The following is a 16,466-nucleotide window of genomic DNA, read 5'->3' as shown; positions in this document are numbered from 1 at the left end:
ATAACGAAACGTGGATTGACTTGCACCGACCGTCAACTCTCTAAACCAGCTTCTATTACTACTACTCCTTTTCACTGTTATTACAAATATGAGTTAATTTAAATATATTCTAAAACATGTTACATGTTCCGTCAAACTAAACTGCAATTTTTTCTTCAACTGTTTCTTCTACTTTTACTCGTTTATCATAAATGCTCGTTGCTATAAGCGCTACTACAAGCATTACCATGATTGCGATAAACAATACTTCCATATTGTATAAATCAACAATTGCTCCGCCAACGACTGGTCCGAACATTTTCCCTACAGTCGCCGCACTATTTACGACCCCTTGATAAAATCCTAATTTATCTTTCGGTGCAAGTATATTTGCAATGGTCGGAACCGCTGGCCATACGAATAACTCACCAATCGTTAATGTTACCATCGCAACGAGGAACATCGTAAATTGCTGCGCTTGACTTAACACAATGAATGAAGCCGCAAAAATGAAAATCCCAATCATAATTTGTTGTTTTAAAGAACGCTTCATCCAGCGAATTAGCATACTAACGAGCGGCTGCGCACAAACAATCATCGCTCCGTTTATCGTCCATAATAAACTATAGTGACGAAGGCTAATATTTAATTCTTGCATATGTGTTGCAATCGCCCCTTGCCACTGTACGTATGTAACCCAGCATAAAGCATATGCTACACACACAATAAGAAGTGCTTTGAATCCCGGTGTAAGTGACCACCCTTTTTTCGTTTCGACTTCTTTTTGTACCTCTGACCCTTTTTTGTCTTCCATACCACGGAATCCAATAAAAGCAATTAAGAAGAAAACAAAGTATAAAATAAAGTTCGCTAAGAAAATATAATCAAAACGATACGACGCAACTAAACCACCGCACGCTGTTCCAATCGCAATACCAACGTTTTGTCCAACATACATCGCATTAAATGCTCGTCTTCCGCCCTCTGGCCAAACTGTACCAACCATCGCATACATCGATGGAAAGACCATTCCAGAACCAAAGCCAATTAATGCTAGCCATACAACATATAACGGCCAACCGTGGAAGAACACAAGACCTAAAATCGATACGAGTGTAATGACAATTCCTACTAAAATTGATTTATAACCGCCCCATTTATCAAATAAAACACCGCCGAGCAAGTTTCCGATTACACCAGTAAGCGAGTTGATCATTAATACCATTCCAGCCACTGATAAAGATTTCCCTAGATGATCATGCAAATAAATTGTATTAAAAGGCCATAAAAAAGAAGCACCCGTGACATTAATAATCATCCCAGCTACTAATAGCCATACTTTCCTTGGCATATTCTCCCCTCCTATTCTATTTTTTTCGTTCATATATAACAGTAAAATTGTAGTCGTTTTTAAATAGGAAGGCAACTGATTAATAGTTGATGAAATTCAGATAATGGTTTATCGGTAAATGAAATTATATTGATTGTCGCTTGAAAATATATCAGAGATTTTCTAATTATATCAACTTACCGAAAAAAAACGACAGCAGCAACAATCTATAAAAAAGAGGAGACTGCATTCACTTCATGCAGTCTCCTCTTTTTTATATTACCCAACTTCTTTTTCTCGCTTCGCACGTTCTTTAGCGCTCCATTTAAATATTTTATCCAACAGAGAGTATATCCTCCCAGACTCTTTCGTTAACAAAGGACCTAACGATGCCAATATTAACACGTATAAAGCTGAGAATGGTTTAATCGTCGCCATTAAGCCGCCCGCAATTCCAATATTCGCGACAATAATGGAGAACTCTCCGCGTGATACAAGCGTTAATCCGATATTCGTAGATGCCTTATGTGATAACCCTGCTTTACGTCCCGCAGCCATTCCAGCGATAAAATTACCGATGAGAGTAATGAAAACTGCTCCTAAGGCCAACCACACGGCTCCTCCAAGAGAAAATGGATCTATACTTAAACCGAAACTGAAAAAGAATATAGCTCCAAAGAAATCACGAAACGGAACGACAAAATGCTCGATTCGATCACTATGCTCTGTTTCAGAAAAGACAAGCCCTAATAATAACGCTCCAATCGCCTCAGCAACATGAATCGTTTCTGAAAAACCAGCCACAAAGAATAAAATAGCGAATATTACGATAATAAAAATTTCATTAGACGAAATATCTAATACTTTATTTAGGAACGGCGTAGCTTTTCGAGCGATTATAAAGAACAATAACATATAGCCTACTGCGATTAAAACAGATGTAAGAGCACCTACAAATGACGTTGCCCCTCCGAGTACTAACCCTGAAACTACTGACAAATATACAGCTAAAAAGATATCATCAAACATAATGATTCCTAAAATTAGCTCCGTCTCTTTATTACCAGATCGCCTTAAATCAACAATTACTTTTGCGACAATTGCACTCGAGGAAATTGTTATGATTCCGGCAATAATTAATGTTTCTAATAAGGGGAAACTCATTATATATCCGTAAAGCAAACCTAATATAAAATTAAGCGATATATGAACAGTTCCCCCAAAAGCAATCGACTTTCCGGATTTAATTAATTTTTTTATTGAGAATTCTAAGCCTAAATAGAATAAGAGGAATATGACGCCAACACGGCCGAGGAAGGAAATTACTTCTCCGCTTTCAATAAACCTTAAATCGATAAGCCCTAAATCTGGGGCATGAGGCCCCACTAGCATACCGAGTATAATGAGAAACGGAATAATCGAAAACTTTAACTTTGCAGCGAGGATAGCTGCAAAAGCTACTAATACTAACGCAGTTCCAACTTCAAAGACTAAAGTATCCATCGATTATGAGTCACCTCCCGCTGAAAGCAACTCATTAATAATTCTCTTCACTTCATGTCTTTCACCCGATAATACGAGCATATCACCAGCCTCAATGATAGAATCTGGACCTGGATTGAAAAATTTCTTCATATTCTTTTTCAAAATAGCAATGATTGTTACGTTATATGTTTTTCGAACATGTAAACTACCAATTGTCTTTTGTACGACTGGTGCGTTATTTTCTATTTTAAACCACTCAATTGATAATCCTTCAAAAGCCATCTCAATCGTGTCTAACGCTTGTGGCCTATAGACCATTCCACCTAATATAGCCGCAATTTGTCTCGCTTCAGAATCGCGAAGAGAAATGCTTGAAATACTCTCATCATGATCCACATCAAAATGATACATTTCTCTTCTTCCATCATCATGAATAACGATAACCATTTTTTCATTACCTTTCGTAATTACTTCAAACTTACAACCAATACCCGGAAGTTCACTTTCTCTAATATTCATATTTTCCGCCCCCTAAAATTTTTAGTTACGGCTTTTACAAATCTACATCGATCTCCGTTTTAAACTTTTCATCTTTTGAAATACCTAAATATTTGAGCGTTTCTGATGGCGTAGCGTGATGGAAATGTTTTTGCAGTAGCGCAATCGCTATTCCTCTTTTGTACGCGTGAAACCCAAATGTTTTTCTCATTGAATTCGTTCCAATCTTCCCAACAATTCCAACTGCTTCCGCAGCATTATGAATCACCCGATAAGCTTGTTGACGCGTAATTGAATTTGTCGTTTTATTAGATTGAAATACGTAGTTTTCTCTTTGAGCATCAAAAGATTGTACGTACGCTAAAAGGGCTTCCTTTACTTTTGTATTTAAATAAATATCTTGTTTAAATTTTTCATCTTTCACAGGAAGAGAATAAAACTCTTTAGCAGTTCCATCTTCATTTAATACATCTTCAAACTTCATACTAAGGAGCTCAGTAATTTTTAAACCCGTGTTAATTCCAATAACGAATAAAAGATAATCTCGCTGGGAATGCTCTTTCAAATATTTTTTCATAGCCTCAATTTGGCTTATATCTTTTAATGCCTCTACAACTTCCATACATGTATTCTCCTCATCTTATGAACGGTAATTTTCTCATCATGTTGTCCATTTTACCTTATCATGCTATGGGAATTCCATGTATTATCCATTTCCTTTTAAATTTTTTACGCTATACAATTGAAGCGATATACTTTAATGCACCTAAAAATTCTGGATATTTATGATTTGGAAACTTACTATTGTAAAAATACGTTGCGGTTAGAAAAATAACGAGGAATAAAGATGAAAATAGTAAAACTTCTTTGGACCTTAGCGCTATACTTATAACTTCAAATAAAGATCCATCTTCTTTCTGCAAGTTGGATTCCTCCTTTCATTTCCTGCTACTTTATATGTTTAGTTTATGTTACTTAATTATATTTTATAACATAATTAAGTAACATATCAATGTTTTTCGTTATTTTTTCTGAAAATAACGAAAAATACCGAGCACCCTATGCTCGGTATTTTTGTTATTAGTCCTCTTTCGGAAGAACAATTCCTTTATACAATTGAACTGTAATGAAGTAATAAATCGCATAAATAACTACGAAAATTACAATTGGTACCCAAATACGGAAGTACGGATCAAGTAAAATAAATCCGAAAATATTCATACCAACTAATACGTGAGCAATACCGACAATTGCCGGGAATAAGAATACTAAGAATAACTCTTTATAAATAGATTTTGTTAATAATTCACGGCGCACCCCGATTTTACGAAGCATTTGATAACGCGTAATATCTTTTGATGCACCAGACAGAATTTTAAACATTAAGCAACTTGCCATCATCGCTAAGAAAGCAATGCCAAGGAAGAAGCCCATAAACACTGTTCCACTCGCAAAACCGTAGAACATGTCGTAAGCTTGATATTTACTGTTCATTCTTTCAGCCGTTACATTTTTATATTTATCTAGCTGCAACTCGTCAAGTTTTTTCCATTCTTTTGTATATGTTAAGAAATCATCTACTTTTCCGATAAATGCTATACCTTCTTTACCATTTATCCCATCGTACATTTTTTGATCTACAATTTTAATCGCATGATCTTCGTATATATAATATGGATGGATTGTACTAAAAGCATCAACCCATTCTTTTGGAAGTTCTTTAGCGTTCGCATCTGTTTCATTCATGTCTCTAGAAACTGCACCTACTGGTAGTTCCTCTGAAGCTTTCTTCGTATTCACTAAATCTTTCATCGATTTCATGTTTGCCATATCTTTTACTAAAGGACGATTTTTCTCTAAATCCTCTTTTATATAGTAAACGTATTTATCATCTACTTTGTAACGATATTCGTTTTTCTCTTTAAATGTAATACCGTCTAAAATTTTCTTTTCTTCAGCTGTTGGGTTATGAACTACTGAATCATATATTACTAAACCATCTACCATTTTTATAACATTATTTTTAAACGCCATACCACCTGAAATTGCACCCGCTCCAAGAGCAACTAACATTGCTACTGTCGCAAGCACTTTCGTTAAACTATTAATACGGAAGTTTAATTGTGCAAAAGTAAAAGCGTTAAGCCCTTTTTCGCTTCGTTTTTTATTACTTTTTAACTTTTTAATAATAACAGGAAGAAGCGATCCAAATAGCATGTAAGTACCAGCTGTTGTTGTAATTAATGCAATAATGATTCCCATTTCTCTTAGTTTTTCCATATAAATCATTGATGCATAGCCAATACCTAATAAAATAACCGCAAGGAATGCAACTAAACCTGTCATTTTCCCTTTTACCGCAACACGTTCTGTTTGTGCATCTGCATGTACAAGTTGTAATACAGAAATACGAGATAATTTAATACTATTCATAATTGCTGATAATACAAATAGTGCAAAGAAGAAGATGCAAGTAACAGTCATAGATGGTAAATAAAATGCTTTATAGCCTTCACCAGCAAATTCTAATTGTTTCATTAATAACTGTCCGATACCTTCTGCAAGTCCTACACCAACTATAATACCAATCGCAAGAGACGCAGCACCTAATACGATTGTTTCAATAAACATAAGTAATGTAACTTTATGTTTTTTTGCTCCTAACATCATATACATACCAAACTCTTTTTGACGAAGAGATAGTAAGAAAGAGTTCGCATACAAAATATAGAAGAACGTTATAATAGCTAGTAAAAATGAACCTGCTTGGAATACAAATCCAATTTGACCAATAGTAGAATTTTCCTTAAGGAAGGCCTCGTTTAACGCTAACGTTTGGAACATATAAAAAATTGAAATCGACATGACAAGACCAACCAGTAAGACGATATAATCTTTCAGCTTACTTTTTAGCCCTGACATGGAAAGTTTGAATAACATGCCAAAGTCTCCTTTCCTACGCTTTTTGTGTGCCTAAGTCTGCAAGCACATCTAAAATTTCTTTATAAAACTCTTCACGTGTACCACCACGGTGAATTTCTTTATATAGCTCACCATCTTGAATGAATAAAATACGCTGACAGTAACTTGCACTATACGGATCATGTGTAACCATCATAATAGATACGCCTTGATCTTTATTTAAGTTTGTCATCGCATCAAGTAAACTCGCTGCATTTTTAGAATCAAGCGCTCCTGTTGGCTCGTCCCCTAAAATAATTGCTGGCTCATGTACTAAAGCGCGCGCTGCTGCCGAACGTTGCTTTTGTCCACCAGATACTTCAGATGGATACTTTTGAAGTATTTCTGTGATTCCTAACATATCTGCTACTTTTTCTACTTTCGGTCCAATGTTACGTGATGAAACACCTTGAAGTGAAAGTGGAAGTGCAATGTTTTCATAAATAGATAAGTTTTCTAATAAATTAAAGTCTTGGAAGATGAATCCTAACTTTTGTGAACGGAAATCTGAAAGCTCACCTTGCTTCATTTTTGTAATATCCGTACCCGCAATTTCAACAACGCCGCCTGTTGCTTTATCTAACGTTGAAATTACATTTAATAATGTCGTTTTACCAGAACCAGATGGTCCCATAATTCCTACAAACTCACCCTCTTGAATTGAGAATGATACACCTTTTAACGCGTGTGATTGGTTCTCACCTTTTTTACCGTACACTTTTTGAACGTTTTTCACGTCTACAACTGGTTTCGTCATATATATCCTCCTACGCTTGTTTTTCCATTACCTATTTTGCGCTTTTTGGAGGGGAACTGCTATTTGTTAACATTACATTTACCTTACACTTTTGTAATATAAAAAGGCTGCGCATGTAAGGTTGGGGTTTTTCCTTTAAATACAAATTCGTTCACTTTTTGAAATGGTACATCGGTAAATGAAATTATATTGACTTACCGACAAAAGCTGAAAATAAAAATAGGCTGTTCCACAAAAGGAACAGCCTACTTCTCTCTTTATTTCTTTAAAGGCGTTACCGTCCAGTACGTAATAACACGCCAAATCCATTCTAGTGGACCCATCTTAAAGATTTCCATCCAAATCACACTAAACACAATTTGAATTGCGTAAATTGCAATACATACATATAACGTCTGTATGTACGTTAAGTTTCCCGCAAAGTTAAATGCACTTCCTGCAATTAAAATCATTGCAGTTTGTCCGATATAATTTGTTAACGCCATACGACCATAGTATTTGAGTGGTGCTAACAATGTTTGAACTGTTTTTAATTGAAGTAATAAAATTAATGCTCCCACATAGAAAGCTGAAATGACTGGTCCAACTGTAACACCAATTTTTAAAAATTGGCCTGCAGCATCCATTGTTCCGTCCTCATTCATAAGTATCATATTTACAAATGGCTCAGCAGGTACGTGCCCGTATTGATACCATACAGCTACGACACTTAAAACAAACATAATACCTGTAAAAATAGCGACTTTCTTTATGTTTTGCGTGAGATTTTCAAATAAACGATATTGGCCTGCAGCAAGACCTAATAAAATTAAGCCGAGTGGTAATAGTTCTTTAATCCCCATTAAACTAAAAGCAATTGTTAAAATAAGGCCAATAACTAAGTTCACTTGTTTTTTCGCTTTATAAAATGGTAAAACGATTAACCCGCAAATTGCATATAACGTTAATGCCTCTCCAGGCTGAAACATGTAATGAATCAAACCGAAAATAAATAGTGCAACTACTCGGCGTAGAAATAAAACATATCCATTCTTCCCTTTCGCAATTGCTCTCGTTATAAAGATATAGAATCCTACTCCAAATAAGAATGAGAAGATTGAGAAGAAACGACCTTCTACAAATAAGTATAGAAACCTTTGATAACTTGCATCCACTGTATTAGGATCTGGAATTTTAATATTAAGTAGTGCAAGAATATTTACTAAAATAATCCCCAGTAGTGCGAAACCACGAATGTAATCTAACTCATCAATTCGTTTATTTGTAATATTGTTCCCCATAAAGCAACTCCTTGTATAAAATTTAATCCTTCCTTACTCTACTGGAAAAGGACAATCGTAACTATCGGTTAACCTTACAGGAATCTTACATTATTGTAATATAATAAAATAAAACCAGGTCATATTGCGACCTGGTCTACTCTGATTGCTTCGATCTTTGAGGTTGTCCTTTTTTACTGTTGCGCTGTTTCACTTGCACAACTGGATCAAGCTCATTCGAAAACTCAGCGTTATGTCCATTTTGTGTTTTTTGTTCTGGGTTATTTTGATCTGAACGTTTCGCCATTACATTCACTCCTTATTAGTGCGGTGTAATAATCATTTGATGTTGCAATTGGCGAATTGCCATACGTGCTCTATTTAACTGCTCACGTTGCTCATCATTCGCATGTTGTTGCATCGTTTGTAAATCGTTATATGCTTGTTCTAATTGTAACTGTGCATCTGAATACTCCATCGTATTGTAATGCTCTTGTCTCATACCAAGATCTAATTGCTCTTTCGCATATTCCACCGCTTGTTCCGCCTGTGTAATATACGATTCAAGTGATTGACGCTCTGCCATAATTGTCCCTCCTTGCTTCAATTCCCCTTTAGTGTGTCCCTTCCATCTGAACCTTATGAGTATGTTATAATGGATTTTAATTGTTTCATTTTGACTCGTCTTAGGAGGGAAAGTAATGAAGGTTCAAAACCCTTTTCCATATACAAACGACAATAAACGTTATCATACATGGAATTACCATTTACGAAATGAATTTGGTGAAAAAATCTTTAAAGTTTCATTAGATGCTGGCTTCGATTGCCCGAACCGTGACGGTACAGTTGCTTATGGTGGCTGTACATTTTGCAGTGCCGCTGGATCTGGTGACTTCGCTGGTGATCGCCGCGATGATGTTATAACGCAATATCATGAAATGAAAGAAAAAATGCATGCAAAGTGGAAAGATGGAAAATGTATCGCTTATTTCCAGGCGTACACAAATACACATGCTCCACTTGAAGTGTTAAAAGAAAAATTTGAACCGCTTCTAGCAGAAAAAGACGTTGTCGGTCTTTCTATCGCAACTCGTCCAGATTGTTTACCGGACGATGTCGTTGCATATTTAGCGGACTTAAATAAACGCACTTATCTTTGGGTTGAGCTCGGACTACAAACTGTCCATGAACGTACTGCCAATCTTATTAACCGCGCCCACGATTATCCGTCTTACGTTGAAGGTGTAAATAAATTACGTAAGCACGGCATTAGAGTTTGCTCTCATATTATTAATGGTCTTCCACTTGAAGATTACGACATGATGATGGAAACAGCTCGTGAAGTAGCGAAGCTTGACGTACAAGGAATTAAAATTCATTTGCTTCATTTATTAAAAGGAACGCCAATGGTGAAGCAATATGAAAAAGGACAATTGGAGTTCCTTTCTCTTGAAGATTACGTAAGTCTCGTTGTTGACCAACTTGAAATTATTCCAGAAGACGTAATTGTGCACCGTATCACAGGTGACGGTCCACCTGATTTAATGATTGGCCCAATGTGGAGCTTAAATAAATGGGAAGTATTAAATTCCATCGATGCAGAATTTGTACGCCGCGGAAGCTGGCAAGGAAAATATGCAAATGAGGAGAAACAAAAATGAAATTAGAACGTGTATTACCGTTTGCTCGCTCGCTGCTGCAAACGGCTGTTAAAGAAGGCGATTACGCTGTAGATGCAACACTCGGAAATGGTCATGATGCTTGCTTCCTAGCTGAAATTGTTGGAGATAACGGAAAAGTATTTGGATTTGATATTCAAAAAGAAGCAATTGAAAGTTCTACTATCCGTCTAAAAGAAAAAAAACTTTTCGAACGTACTGTTTTAGTTCACGATAGTCACGATACACTTGTATCCGTATTACCAGAAGATGCAAAAGGAAAAGTAACAGGCGCAATCTTCAACTTAGGTTACCTTCCAGGCGGAGACAAACATATCGTTACAAAGCCGAACTCAACAATCTCGGCGATCGAACAATTATTAGAAGTAATGGCACCTGAAGGTATCATCGTCCTTGTCATTTACCACGGACATCCAGAAGGACAAGTAGAACGCGACGCTGTACTTAAATTTGCAGAAGAACTCGACCAAAAACAAGCTCACGTTTTGCGATACGGCTTCATTAACCAACAAAACAACCCGCCATTTATTGTGGCGATTGAGAAGCGATAAAGTGAAACTTTAATCAGTGGGGGCATCCCCCGCCGATTATCAGCCCTCACCAGTCGGGCATTTACGGGGTAATTATATCAACGATTTTTCAATTATATCTATCGTAACTCGGGATATATCAACGATTTTTTCGATATATCTATCATAACTTACAATATATCAACGATTTCTTGGATATATCGATGATTCGACAAAACATAACAGAAAAAGACGGGCATTCACTGCACGTCTTTTTCTTATCCTCCTATATAATGGATATATACAATGTTAAAGGAGACGAAAAAATGATTGGAATACTAGCAGGAATGGGCCCAAAATCAACTGGACCATTCACCGATACAGTTGTAGCAGAGTGCCAAACAATATACGGAGCAAAACATGATATAGACTTTCCTCATATGATGATTTATTCTTGCCCAACACCGTTTTACATGGATCATCCTATCGATCACGAAGCGATGAAAAAAGCGATTATTGAAGGAGCACAAAAACTCGAAAGTACTGGTGTAGACTTTATTGCTATGCCTTGCAATACAGCGCATCTTTATTTTGAAGAATTACAGCGTTCGCTTTCTATTCCAATTTTGAATATAGTCGATGAGACGTTACGGGCAATTCCTGAAACTGTAAAAAGAGTCGCTCTTCTCGCAACAGAAGCGACTGTTCAAGCTGGAATTTACCAAGACGGGATTGCAAAACGTAATATAGAATACCTCCATAATGAAAAATGGCAGGAGATGATTAATCAAATTATTACTTGTATTAAAAGCGGAGAAGTTGAAGAAGCCCGTAAATTATGGAGCGCGCTCGTTTTACAATTAAAAGATGAAATAGATACTGCCATTATCGCATGTACTGATTTGAATGTTGTGGCGAGTGAGGGCTTTGTTGATTCTTCTCAATGTCTTGCTGAAGCGGTTGTTAGGATGTATGTATCAAATATAAAGAAATCTTCATAAACATAGAAAACATCCTTTTGAAATGTGTTTCATGTTTGATGAAAATCCCCAAAACTTTTAATTTTCTTCACAATTCTTTCAAAGTATCCACACTTAATCTCGCTATATTAAATAAGTAGTTATTCATATAGGGAAGGTTAGGGGAACTGAAAGTATGAAAGTAAATCGTTCACTTCATTACATTTTTTGGCATTGGCATTTTTATGCTGGACTTTTTATTACGCCACTTCTTATTACTTTGTCACTGAGCGGAATTGGATATTTATTTCGGGAAGAGGTTGAAGATTTCATCTATAAAGATTTGTATTTTGGGAAGAGCGCCCAAACAGTATCTATTTCGATGGCTGATTCTATTTCCTTCACAGAGAAAAAATATCCACATTATAGTGTGGCGAAAATTAGTGAGTTTAATGGGGATTATAATACGAGGCTTACTATTGCAAATGAATATACTGGGCAACAAAAATATGTGTATTTAGATAGCAATAATCAAATTGTTGGGGATCAAAACGCAAGTGAAACGTTTGCCAATATCATGCGGGAATTACATAGTTCTCTTTTAGTTGGTGGTACTGTCGTCAACTATATTGTAGAACTCGCGGCATGCTGGACAATCTTTTTAATTATGACTGGTTTATATATGAGTATACGCCAATTCAAAAACACACCATCATCCAATAAGCGAGAAAAAGCAAAACGGCGTCATTCTATTATCGGTATTATATTTACAATTCCTCTCGTTCTGCTAGTCGCATCTGGATTGCCGTGGTCAGGATTTATGGGCAACCAAATTTATAAAATCGCAGCGTCGAATGAATCGATTGGATATCCCAAATTGTATATGGCACCGCCTGAATCGAAGGTAAAAGAATTGCCGTGGGCAACAAGAAAAGAAGCTCCGCCTGAATCGAATTCAAATGAACCGAAAGCAATTTCTGTCGATGAATTACAAAAAGGAATTGAAATAAAAAAGCCATATGTTATCTCACTACCAGCTGATCCGAAAGGTGTATTCACTGTTTCAAAATCGAGCGGTTCTGGTATTACCGGCATGCACGTCGCACCTAATGAAGAAATAACAGCTTACTTTGATCAATATAGCGGAGAACTCATTTCAAAAACGGACTATCGTGATTATGGCTTATTTGCACAATGGTTCACTTACGGTATCCCGCTTCACGAAGGACATTTATTCGGATGGCCAAATAAAATACTATGCTTACTAACGACATTATCTTTATTACTTCTCATTTATTACGGAATAAAAATGTGGTTAGCAAGAAAACCGAAAGGAAAATTAGCAGCACCGCCAAAGCAAAGAGATAAGAAAAGCGTACTCGTTTTCTTTATCATGATGGTTATACTAGGCGCTGTCATGCCTTTATTCGGACTATCTGTTTTAGTTATTTTTGCGATTGAACTTCTTATATATGTATTTTCAAAAATACGATCATAATAAAAAGCATTTGTACTCCCGTGTACAAATGCTTTTTATTTACTATTTTCTTTTTTTCTACCACTTATTAAAAAGACAATGTCTACTATAATAATCAATGCAATGATAACTTGAGCCACATAATCCATCGTTGTAGGACCGCCGGCTTTATTCATCATCATATACGTTCCAGTTACAAATGAAATGGAAAGTAGCACGAGTAATGTTACTTCCATATGGTCATATACCCTTTGAAACACTCTCTTCATTTCCACCACCTCTTTCCCATATTATAACAAGAAAACCACTCTACAAGAGTGGTTTTCTTCATCACTGCGCCATTTTCTTTCGGTACAACTTCCCGTTCCAGTAGAAGAATCGTGAAGTAAGCCCTCCGTATTTTACAATGCGCCGTGCCATTTTGTGCATATTCTTTTGTGCTGATACTTTTTGGTCTGATAAATAAATACCAAGTAACCCTCGGCTAATAAGACGATGAAACTTCGCATGAGGCAAATCACCAATGCTGTTCTCTGCTTCTTCTACAAAATGTTTCATCCGATCTAATATCGCTTGCTCGTTTTCGTAATAACTACAGAAATTCAAATCTCCGCCTATACGGTCTTCTTCTTGATCAATGAAATAATCAAGTAAGATATGAAGTCCTTGTACGTAAGGGAAGTACCCTTGTCTAATTTTCGCAATATCTTCATCATGTAATTCATCATGAAATGCATATGCTACAAGACAGAAAATTCCAAGTGTAGAACCGGCACATGCTGAAAATTCAAACCAGCTCATCTCAGGTAAGTTTTCTTTATGTGCTTCAAACCAAGTTTTCAGGCGCGGCTCTCTTTCTTCTAACTTCACGTGTTTATGAATTTGCAAATCACAATAATAACAAGCTAGTTCATGAAGAACAGGAGCAATTTTGTCATAGTGCTTCGTTTTCTTTAAAACATCTTGGCACGTTTCAACAAGTTCATCTAAATAACCACCATCATCTTGATCATCACGATAACGATAATAATTACCGCCACCTTCTACTTCAGGTGATAATGCCATTAACATGGATTCATGCAGCGCGGCAAAATCGTTCGGATCAAGTGATGTACTGCGATCACATAAATTATCTAAATAGTCGCTAATCGTTTGATACGCTACGATAAAACGAATACATTCCTCTCGGTGTTCATTTGCTAATAGCGCTAAAATACCACCGCCCTCGCAATGAAACGTTTTATGCTCAATACTTGCGATTGCCTGACTATGAAGCTCATCATTCGGAATATGGTAGGCACGCTCTTTCCACATCGCTAGCTCATGGTGTACAACCGGAAACACATCACGGTATACTTTCGCCATGAGCGTTATGGGATTACTCGGTACGTTCACTTCTTCCTTCATCTCCTCTATTCATTGTACAAATAATTTACTTATTTGTTTCTATTATGTTATTGATACGTATTTCAGTAAATGACTGAATATAATTCAAAATTTCATCACGCTCATACTCATTTAATAATTCATGATAACAATTAGGCCATTCTTTATATGCCTTATCACTTATTTTAACATTATCAAACCACATGCGGACACGTGTTTTATCTACAAGTTTATCCTCACATGCTTGCATTAGCAAGAGCGGAACATCTGGAAAATCGTTTATTTTCTTATGAGCCATTTCAATAGACTTAATTAATTCACTATACCAACGTACTGATACTTTGCGCAAGAACAATGAATCATTCTCCATCGCATCTCTCACTTCATGATTACGTGTCGACATTTCCACTGTAAGATTCGTTGCAAATTGCAATTTTGGTGCAACAACATTTAATATTTTCGAAGCCGCTCGAAGCGGAGCAGCAGGTGCAGCTAATACGCCTAAACATGGCGAACTTAAAATGATACCATCTATATCTTCTCTCTTCGTTTCTTGCATCATACGAATCACGATAAGACCGCCCATACTATGACCGAATAGAAAAATAGGTACCCGATATTTTCTAGCTTCTTTCACCCATAATTTAACTTCTTCTATGTATTCATCAAATGAATCAATATGTCCTCTATTTCTCGAAGTCGTTCCATGTGACGGAAGGTCTCCCATCACGACGTGGTAGCCGATATGATTCCACATTTCCGCGACCACTTCGTAGCGTCCGTGATATTCCATTGCGCCGTGTACAATAACGACTACAGCTTTCGCTTCCTCCGCTTCATAATTCCACATACAGACCTCCTCCATTTCACTCTTTTTCATAATTTGATACACTAAAACTAGTCTCTAGGAAAGGAAGGCTTTACATGATATATCCTTATAAAGAAAAAAACCCAAAAATTTCGAGTAGTGCTTTTATCGCTGACTATGTTACGATTACAGGCGATGTTTCCATTGGTGAAGAAGCAAGTATTTGGTTTAATACAGTCATCCGAGGTGACGTATCACCGACTATAATTGGAGACCGGGTAAATGTACAAGATCAATGTACACTCCACCAAAGCCCTCAGTATCCTCTTATTTTAGAAGATGACGTTACAGTTGGACATCAAGTCATTTTACATAGCTGTCACATTAAAAAGGATGCTTTAATTGGAATGGGATCTATTATATTAGATGGTGCTGAAATTGGTGAAGGAGCCTTTATCGGTGCTGGGAGTCTCGTTTCACAAGGGAAGAAAATTCCACCAAATACGTTAGCGTTCGGTCGCCCAGCGAAAGTCATTCGTGAATTAACAGAAGAAGACCGTAAAGACATGGAACGAATTCGCACACAATACGTTGAAAAAGGTCAATACTATAAATCATTACAAAAATAATTTTCCTGCTGCCATAAGATTGGCAGCTTTTTTCATCCCGATTGGTGAAGGCTAATAATCAGTGGTGGATGAACAGAATCCCCCACTGATTAAAGTTTCACTTTATAAAAACTAACTTTTTCTTTACAAAACATTATTATTCCCTCAACAAAATCTTATTAAAATAGAAGCAAATATCTCCATATATATGTAGATGAGGGAGGAGAATTTTCATGAAGGTCAGTGGATTATATAAAATAGAATGTTACATTTTCAAAGGAATTAATCGCTACTTTGATCAAAAAACATTAAACATCTTTTTCAGCAATATTACTCATATTGGTGGTGCCACTTTCTCCATTGCACTCACACTTTTCTTTTTAATTTTCGCAAAAGGGACTTTGCATCAAGCTGCAATTGCAACTGCTATTTCTTTAGCAATTAGCCATATTCCTGTGCAAATATTAAAAAGATATTATCCACGAAAACGTCCTTATTTAACAATTCAGGATGCAAAATATCCAGTCCATCCATTAAAAGACCACTCTTTCCCGTCTGGTCATACAACGGCTGTTTTCTCTGTGTTCATTCCATTTATTTGCTATAATCCAAGCTTACTTGTTTTTCTATTACCGTTAGCATTATGCGTCGGGATTTCTCGCATTTATTTAGGGCTTCACTATCCATCAGATGTATTCGTCGGTATGTGCCTCGGCACTTGCTCTGGCATCATCTCTTTTTATCAATGCATCCCACTCTTCACGTAAAGGA

19 protein-coding genes and 1 other annotated feature (1 of these 20 cut by a window edge) are annotated in these 16,466 nt (G+C 36.4%); of the genes, 6 read left to right on the top strand and 13 right to left on the bottom strand.

The annotated features are described in order from the left end of the window. Positions 1–84: a binding site (T-box leader), on the bottom strand (it extends 135 nt beyond the left edge of the window). A gap of 52 nt (positions 85–136) precedes the next feature. From JDS95_RS18995 to JDS95_RS18950, 10 genes are all read right to left on the bottom strand, one after another. Then, on the bottom strand, positions 137–1,330 hold the full coding sequence (locus JDS95_RS18995; protein ID WP_001137542.1) for an MDR family MFS transporter: 1,194 nt from the start codon (positions 1,328–1,330) through the stop codon (positions 137–139). Positions 1,331–1,588: 258 nt separating this feature from the next. After that, on the bottom strand, positions 1,589–2,812 hold the full coding sequence (locus JDS95_RS18990) for a cation:proton antiporter (RefSeq protein WP_000380434.1): 1,224 nt from the start codon (positions 2,810–2,812) through the stop codon (positions 1,589–1,591). A gap of 3 nt (positions 2,813–2,815) precedes the next feature. Then, positions 2,816–3,313 (bottom strand): cation:proton antiporter regulatory subunit, encoded by a 498-nt coding sequence (locus JDS95_RS18985; RefSeq protein WP_001026058.1) that lies wholly within the window; start codon positions 3,311–3,313, stop codon positions 2,816–2,818. 34 nt (positions 3,314–3,347) lie between these two features. Next, on the bottom strand, positions 3,348–3,914 hold the full coding sequence (locus tag JDS95_RS18980; protein ID WP_000454203.1) for a tyrosine-type recombinase/integrase: 567 nt from the start codon (positions 3,912–3,914) through the stop codon (positions 3,348–3,350). Positions 3,915–4,026: 112 nt separating this feature from the next. Next, complete coding sequence (locus JDS95_RS18975; protein WP_001168330.1) at positions 4,027–4,215, bottom strand: hypothetical protein; 189 nt, start codon at positions 4,213–4,215, stop codon at positions 4,027–4,029. A 157-nt stretch (positions 4,216–4,372) separates the two neighbouring features. Beyond that, positions 4,373–6,232 carry an FtsX-like permease family protein gene (locus JDS95_RS18970; RefSeq protein WP_000897747.1) on the bottom strand — a complete coding sequence of 620 codons (1,860 nt, stop codon included), beginning with the start codon at positions 6,230–6,232 and terminating at the stop codon, positions 4,373–4,375. A 16-nt stretch (positions 6,233–6,248) separates the two neighbouring features. Further along, positions 6,249–7,010, bottom strand: a complete 762-nt coding sequence (locus JDS95_RS18965; RefSeq protein ID WP_000165850.1) for an ABC transporter ATP-binding protein — start codon at positions 7,008–7,010, stop codon at positions 6,249–6,251. Between the two features lie 257 nt (positions 7,011–7,267). Beyond that, the gene (locus tag JDS95_RS18960) at positions 7,268–8,290 is read right to left on the bottom strand and encodes a DUF418 domain-containing protein (protein WP_085450528.1); all 1,023 of its coding nucleotides are present in this window, start codon (positions 8,288–8,290) and stop codon (positions 7,268–7,270) included. A 136-nt stretch (positions 8,291–8,426) separates the two neighbouring features. Beyond that, the gene (locus tag JDS95_RS18955) at positions 8,427–8,576 is read right to left on the bottom strand and encodes a hypothetical protein (RefSeq protein ID WP_001129345.1); all 150 of its coding nucleotides are present in this window, start codon (positions 8,574–8,576) and stop codon (positions 8,427–8,429) included. Between the two features lie 15 nt (positions 8,577–8,591). Next, on the bottom strand, positions 8,592–8,855 hold the full coding sequence (locus JDS95_RS18950) for a YtzC family protein (protein WP_000840865.1): 264 nt from the start codon (positions 8,853–8,855) through the stop codon (positions 8,592–8,594). Positions 8,856–8,970: 115 nt separating this feature from the next. Between JDS95_RS18950 and mnmL the strand changes: the two genes are divergently transcribed. The 4 genes from mnmL (at position 8,971) to JDS95_RS18930 (ending at position 12,914) form a co-directional block, all read left to right on the top strand. Further along, positions 8,971–9,930 (top strand): tRNA modification radical SAM protein MnmL/YtqA, encoded by a 960-nt coding sequence (mnmL, locus tag JDS95_RS18945; RefSeq protein ID WP_000868009.1) that lies wholly within the window; start codon positions 8,971–8,973, stop codon positions 9,928–9,930. Continuing rightward, entirely contained in the window at positions 9,927–10,499 is a 573-nt protein-coding gene (gene mnmM / locus JDS95_RS18940) for a tRNA 5-(aminomethyl)-2-thiouridylate-methyltransferase MnmM (RefSeq protein WP_000764466.1), read from the top strand. The genes mnmL and mnmM overlap by 4 nt, the downstream gene beginning before the upstream one ends. Positions 10,500–10,783: 284 nt before the next feature. Further along, the gene (locus JDS95_RS18935) at positions 10,784–11,458 is read left to right on the top strand and encodes an aspartate/glutamate racemase family protein (RefSeq protein WP_000579292.1); all 675 of its coding nucleotides are present in this window, start codon (positions 10,784–10,786) and stop codon (positions 11,456–11,458) included. Positions 11,459–11,612: 154 nt separating this feature from the next. Then, entirely contained in the window at positions 11,613–12,914 is a 1,302-nt protein-coding gene (locus JDS95_RS18930; RefSeq protein WP_085450527.1) for a PepSY-associated TM helix domain-containing protein, read from the top strand. Positions 12,915–12,949: 35 nt separating this feature from the next. On the opposite strand, the gene JDS95_RS18925 is transcribed toward JDS95_RS18930, so the two are convergent. The 3 genes from JDS95_RS18925 to JDS95_RS18915 all read right to left on the bottom strand — a co-directional run bounded on the left by JDS95_RS18925 (position 12,950) and on the right by JDS95_RS18915 (position 15,129). After that, a complete protein-coding gene (locus tag JDS95_RS18925) occupies positions 12,950–13,162 on the bottom strand; it encodes a hypothetical protein (RefSeq protein WP_000832127.1) in 213 nt (70 codons plus the stop codon). A gap of 61 nt (positions 13,163–13,223) precedes the next feature. Beyond that, the gene (locus tag JDS95_RS18920; protein ID WP_001102465.1) at positions 13,224–14,288 is read right to left on the bottom strand and encodes a tetraprenyl-beta-curcumene synthase family protein; all 1,065 of its coding nucleotides are present in this window, start codon (positions 14,286–14,288) and stop codon (positions 13,224–13,226) included. A 37-nt stretch (positions 14,289–14,325) separates the two neighbouring features. Next, positions 14,326–15,129 carry an alpha/beta hydrolase gene (locus JDS95_RS18915; protein ID WP_085450526.1) on the bottom strand — a complete coding sequence of 268 codons (804 nt, stop codon included), beginning with the start codon at positions 15,127–15,129 and terminating at the stop codon, positions 14,326–14,328. A gap of 74 nt (positions 15,130–15,203) precedes the next feature. On the opposite strand from JDS95_RS18915, the gene JDS95_RS18910 reads away from it, so the two are divergent. Next, positions 15,204–15,716, top strand: coding sequence for a gamma carbonic anhydrase (locus JDS95_RS18910; protein ID WP_000640217.1), 513 nt, complete (start codon positions 15,204–15,206; stop codon positions 15,714–15,716). Positions 15,717–15,928: 212 nt separating this feature from the next. Beyond that, positions 15,929–16,462 carry a phosphatase PAP2 family protein gene (locus tag JDS95_RS18905; RefSeq protein WP_000868586.1) on the top strand — a complete coding sequence of 178 codons (534 nt, stop codon included), beginning with the start codon at positions 15,929–15,931 and terminating at the stop codon, positions 16,460–16,462. Positions 16,463–16,466: the final 4 nt, after the last annotated feature.

The organism is Bacillus cereus group sp. N24 (assembly GCF_016483345.1).
Taxonomy (GTDB): Bacteria; Bacillota; Bacilli; order Bacillales; family Bacillaceae_G; genus Bacillus_A; species Bacillus_A toyonensis.
Note: the sequence above shows the minus strand (reverse complement) of the source record. Positions and strands in the feature narration are given on the sequence as shown.

Excerpts from the sequence above, each read along its gene's own strand:
- JDS95_RS18995 (WP_001137542.1), bottom strand. The coding sequence starts at position 1,330 with ATGCCAAGGAAAGTATGGCTATTAGTAGCTGGGATGATTATTAATGTC.
- JDS95_RS18905 (WP_000868586.1), top strand. The coding sequence starts at position 15,929 with ATGAAGGTCAGTGGATTATATAAAATAGAATGTTACATTTTCAAAGGA.
- mnmM (WP_000764466.1), top strand. The coding sequence starts at position 9,927 with ATGAAATTAGAACGTGTATTACCGTTTGCTCGCTCGCTGCTGCAAACG.
- JDS95_RS18970 (WP_000897747.1), bottom strand. The coding sequence starts at position 6,232 with ATGTTATTCAAACTTTCCATGTCAGGGCTAAAAAGTAAGCTGAAAGAT.
- JDS95_RS18955 (WP_001129345.1), bottom strand. The coding sequence starts at position 8,576 with ATGGCGAAACGTTCAGATCAAAATAACCCAGAACAAAAAACACAAAAT.
- JDS95_RS18980 (WP_000454203.1), bottom strand. The coding sequence starts at position 3,914 with ATGGAAGTTGTAGAGGCATTAAAAGATATAAGCCAAATTGAGGCTATG.
- JDS95_RS18915 (WP_085450526.1), bottom strand. The coding sequence starts at position 15,129 with ATGTGGAATTATGAAGCGGAGGAAGCGAAAGCTGTAGTCGTTATTGTA.
- JDS95_RS18925 (WP_000832127.1), bottom strand. The coding sequence starts at position 13,162 with ATGAAGAGAGTGTTTCAAAGGGTATATGACCATATGGAAGTAACATTA.
- mnmL (WP_000868009.1), top strand. The coding sequence starts at position 8,971 with ATGAAGGTTCAAAACCCTTTTCCATATACAAACGACAATAAACGTTAT.
- JDS95_RS18935 (WP_000579292.1), top strand. The coding sequence starts at position 10,784 with ATGATTGGAATACTAGCAGGAATGGGCCCAAAATCAACTGGACCATTC.
- JDS95_RS18985 (WP_001026058.1), bottom strand. The coding sequence starts at position 3,313 with ATGAATATTAGAGAAAGTGAACTTCCGGGTATTGGTTGTAAGTTTGAA.
- JDS95_RS18990 (WP_000380434.1), bottom strand. The coding sequence starts at position 2,812 with ATGGATACTTTAGTCTTTGAAGTTGGAACTGCGTTAGTATTAGTAGCT.
- JDS95_RS18960 (WP_085450528.1), bottom strand. The coding sequence starts at position 8,290 with ATGGGGAACAATATTACAAATAAACGAATTGATGAGTTAGATTACATT.
- JDS95_RS18950 (WP_000840865.1), bottom strand. The coding sequence starts at position 8,855 with ATGGCAGAGCGTCAATCACTTGAATCGTATATTACACAGGCGGAACAA.
- JDS95_RS18930 (WP_085450527.1), top strand. The coding sequence starts at position 11,613 with ATGAAAGTAAATCGTTCACTTCATTACATTTTTTGGCATTGGCATTTT.
- JDS95_RS18910 (WP_000640217.1), top strand. The coding sequence starts at position 15,204 with ATGATATATCCTTATAAAGAAAAAAACCCAAAAATTTCGAGTAGTGCT.
- JDS95_RS18965 (WP_000165850.1), bottom strand. The coding sequence starts at position 7,010 with ATGACGAAACCAGTTGTAGACGTGAAAAACGTTCAAAAAGTGTACGGT.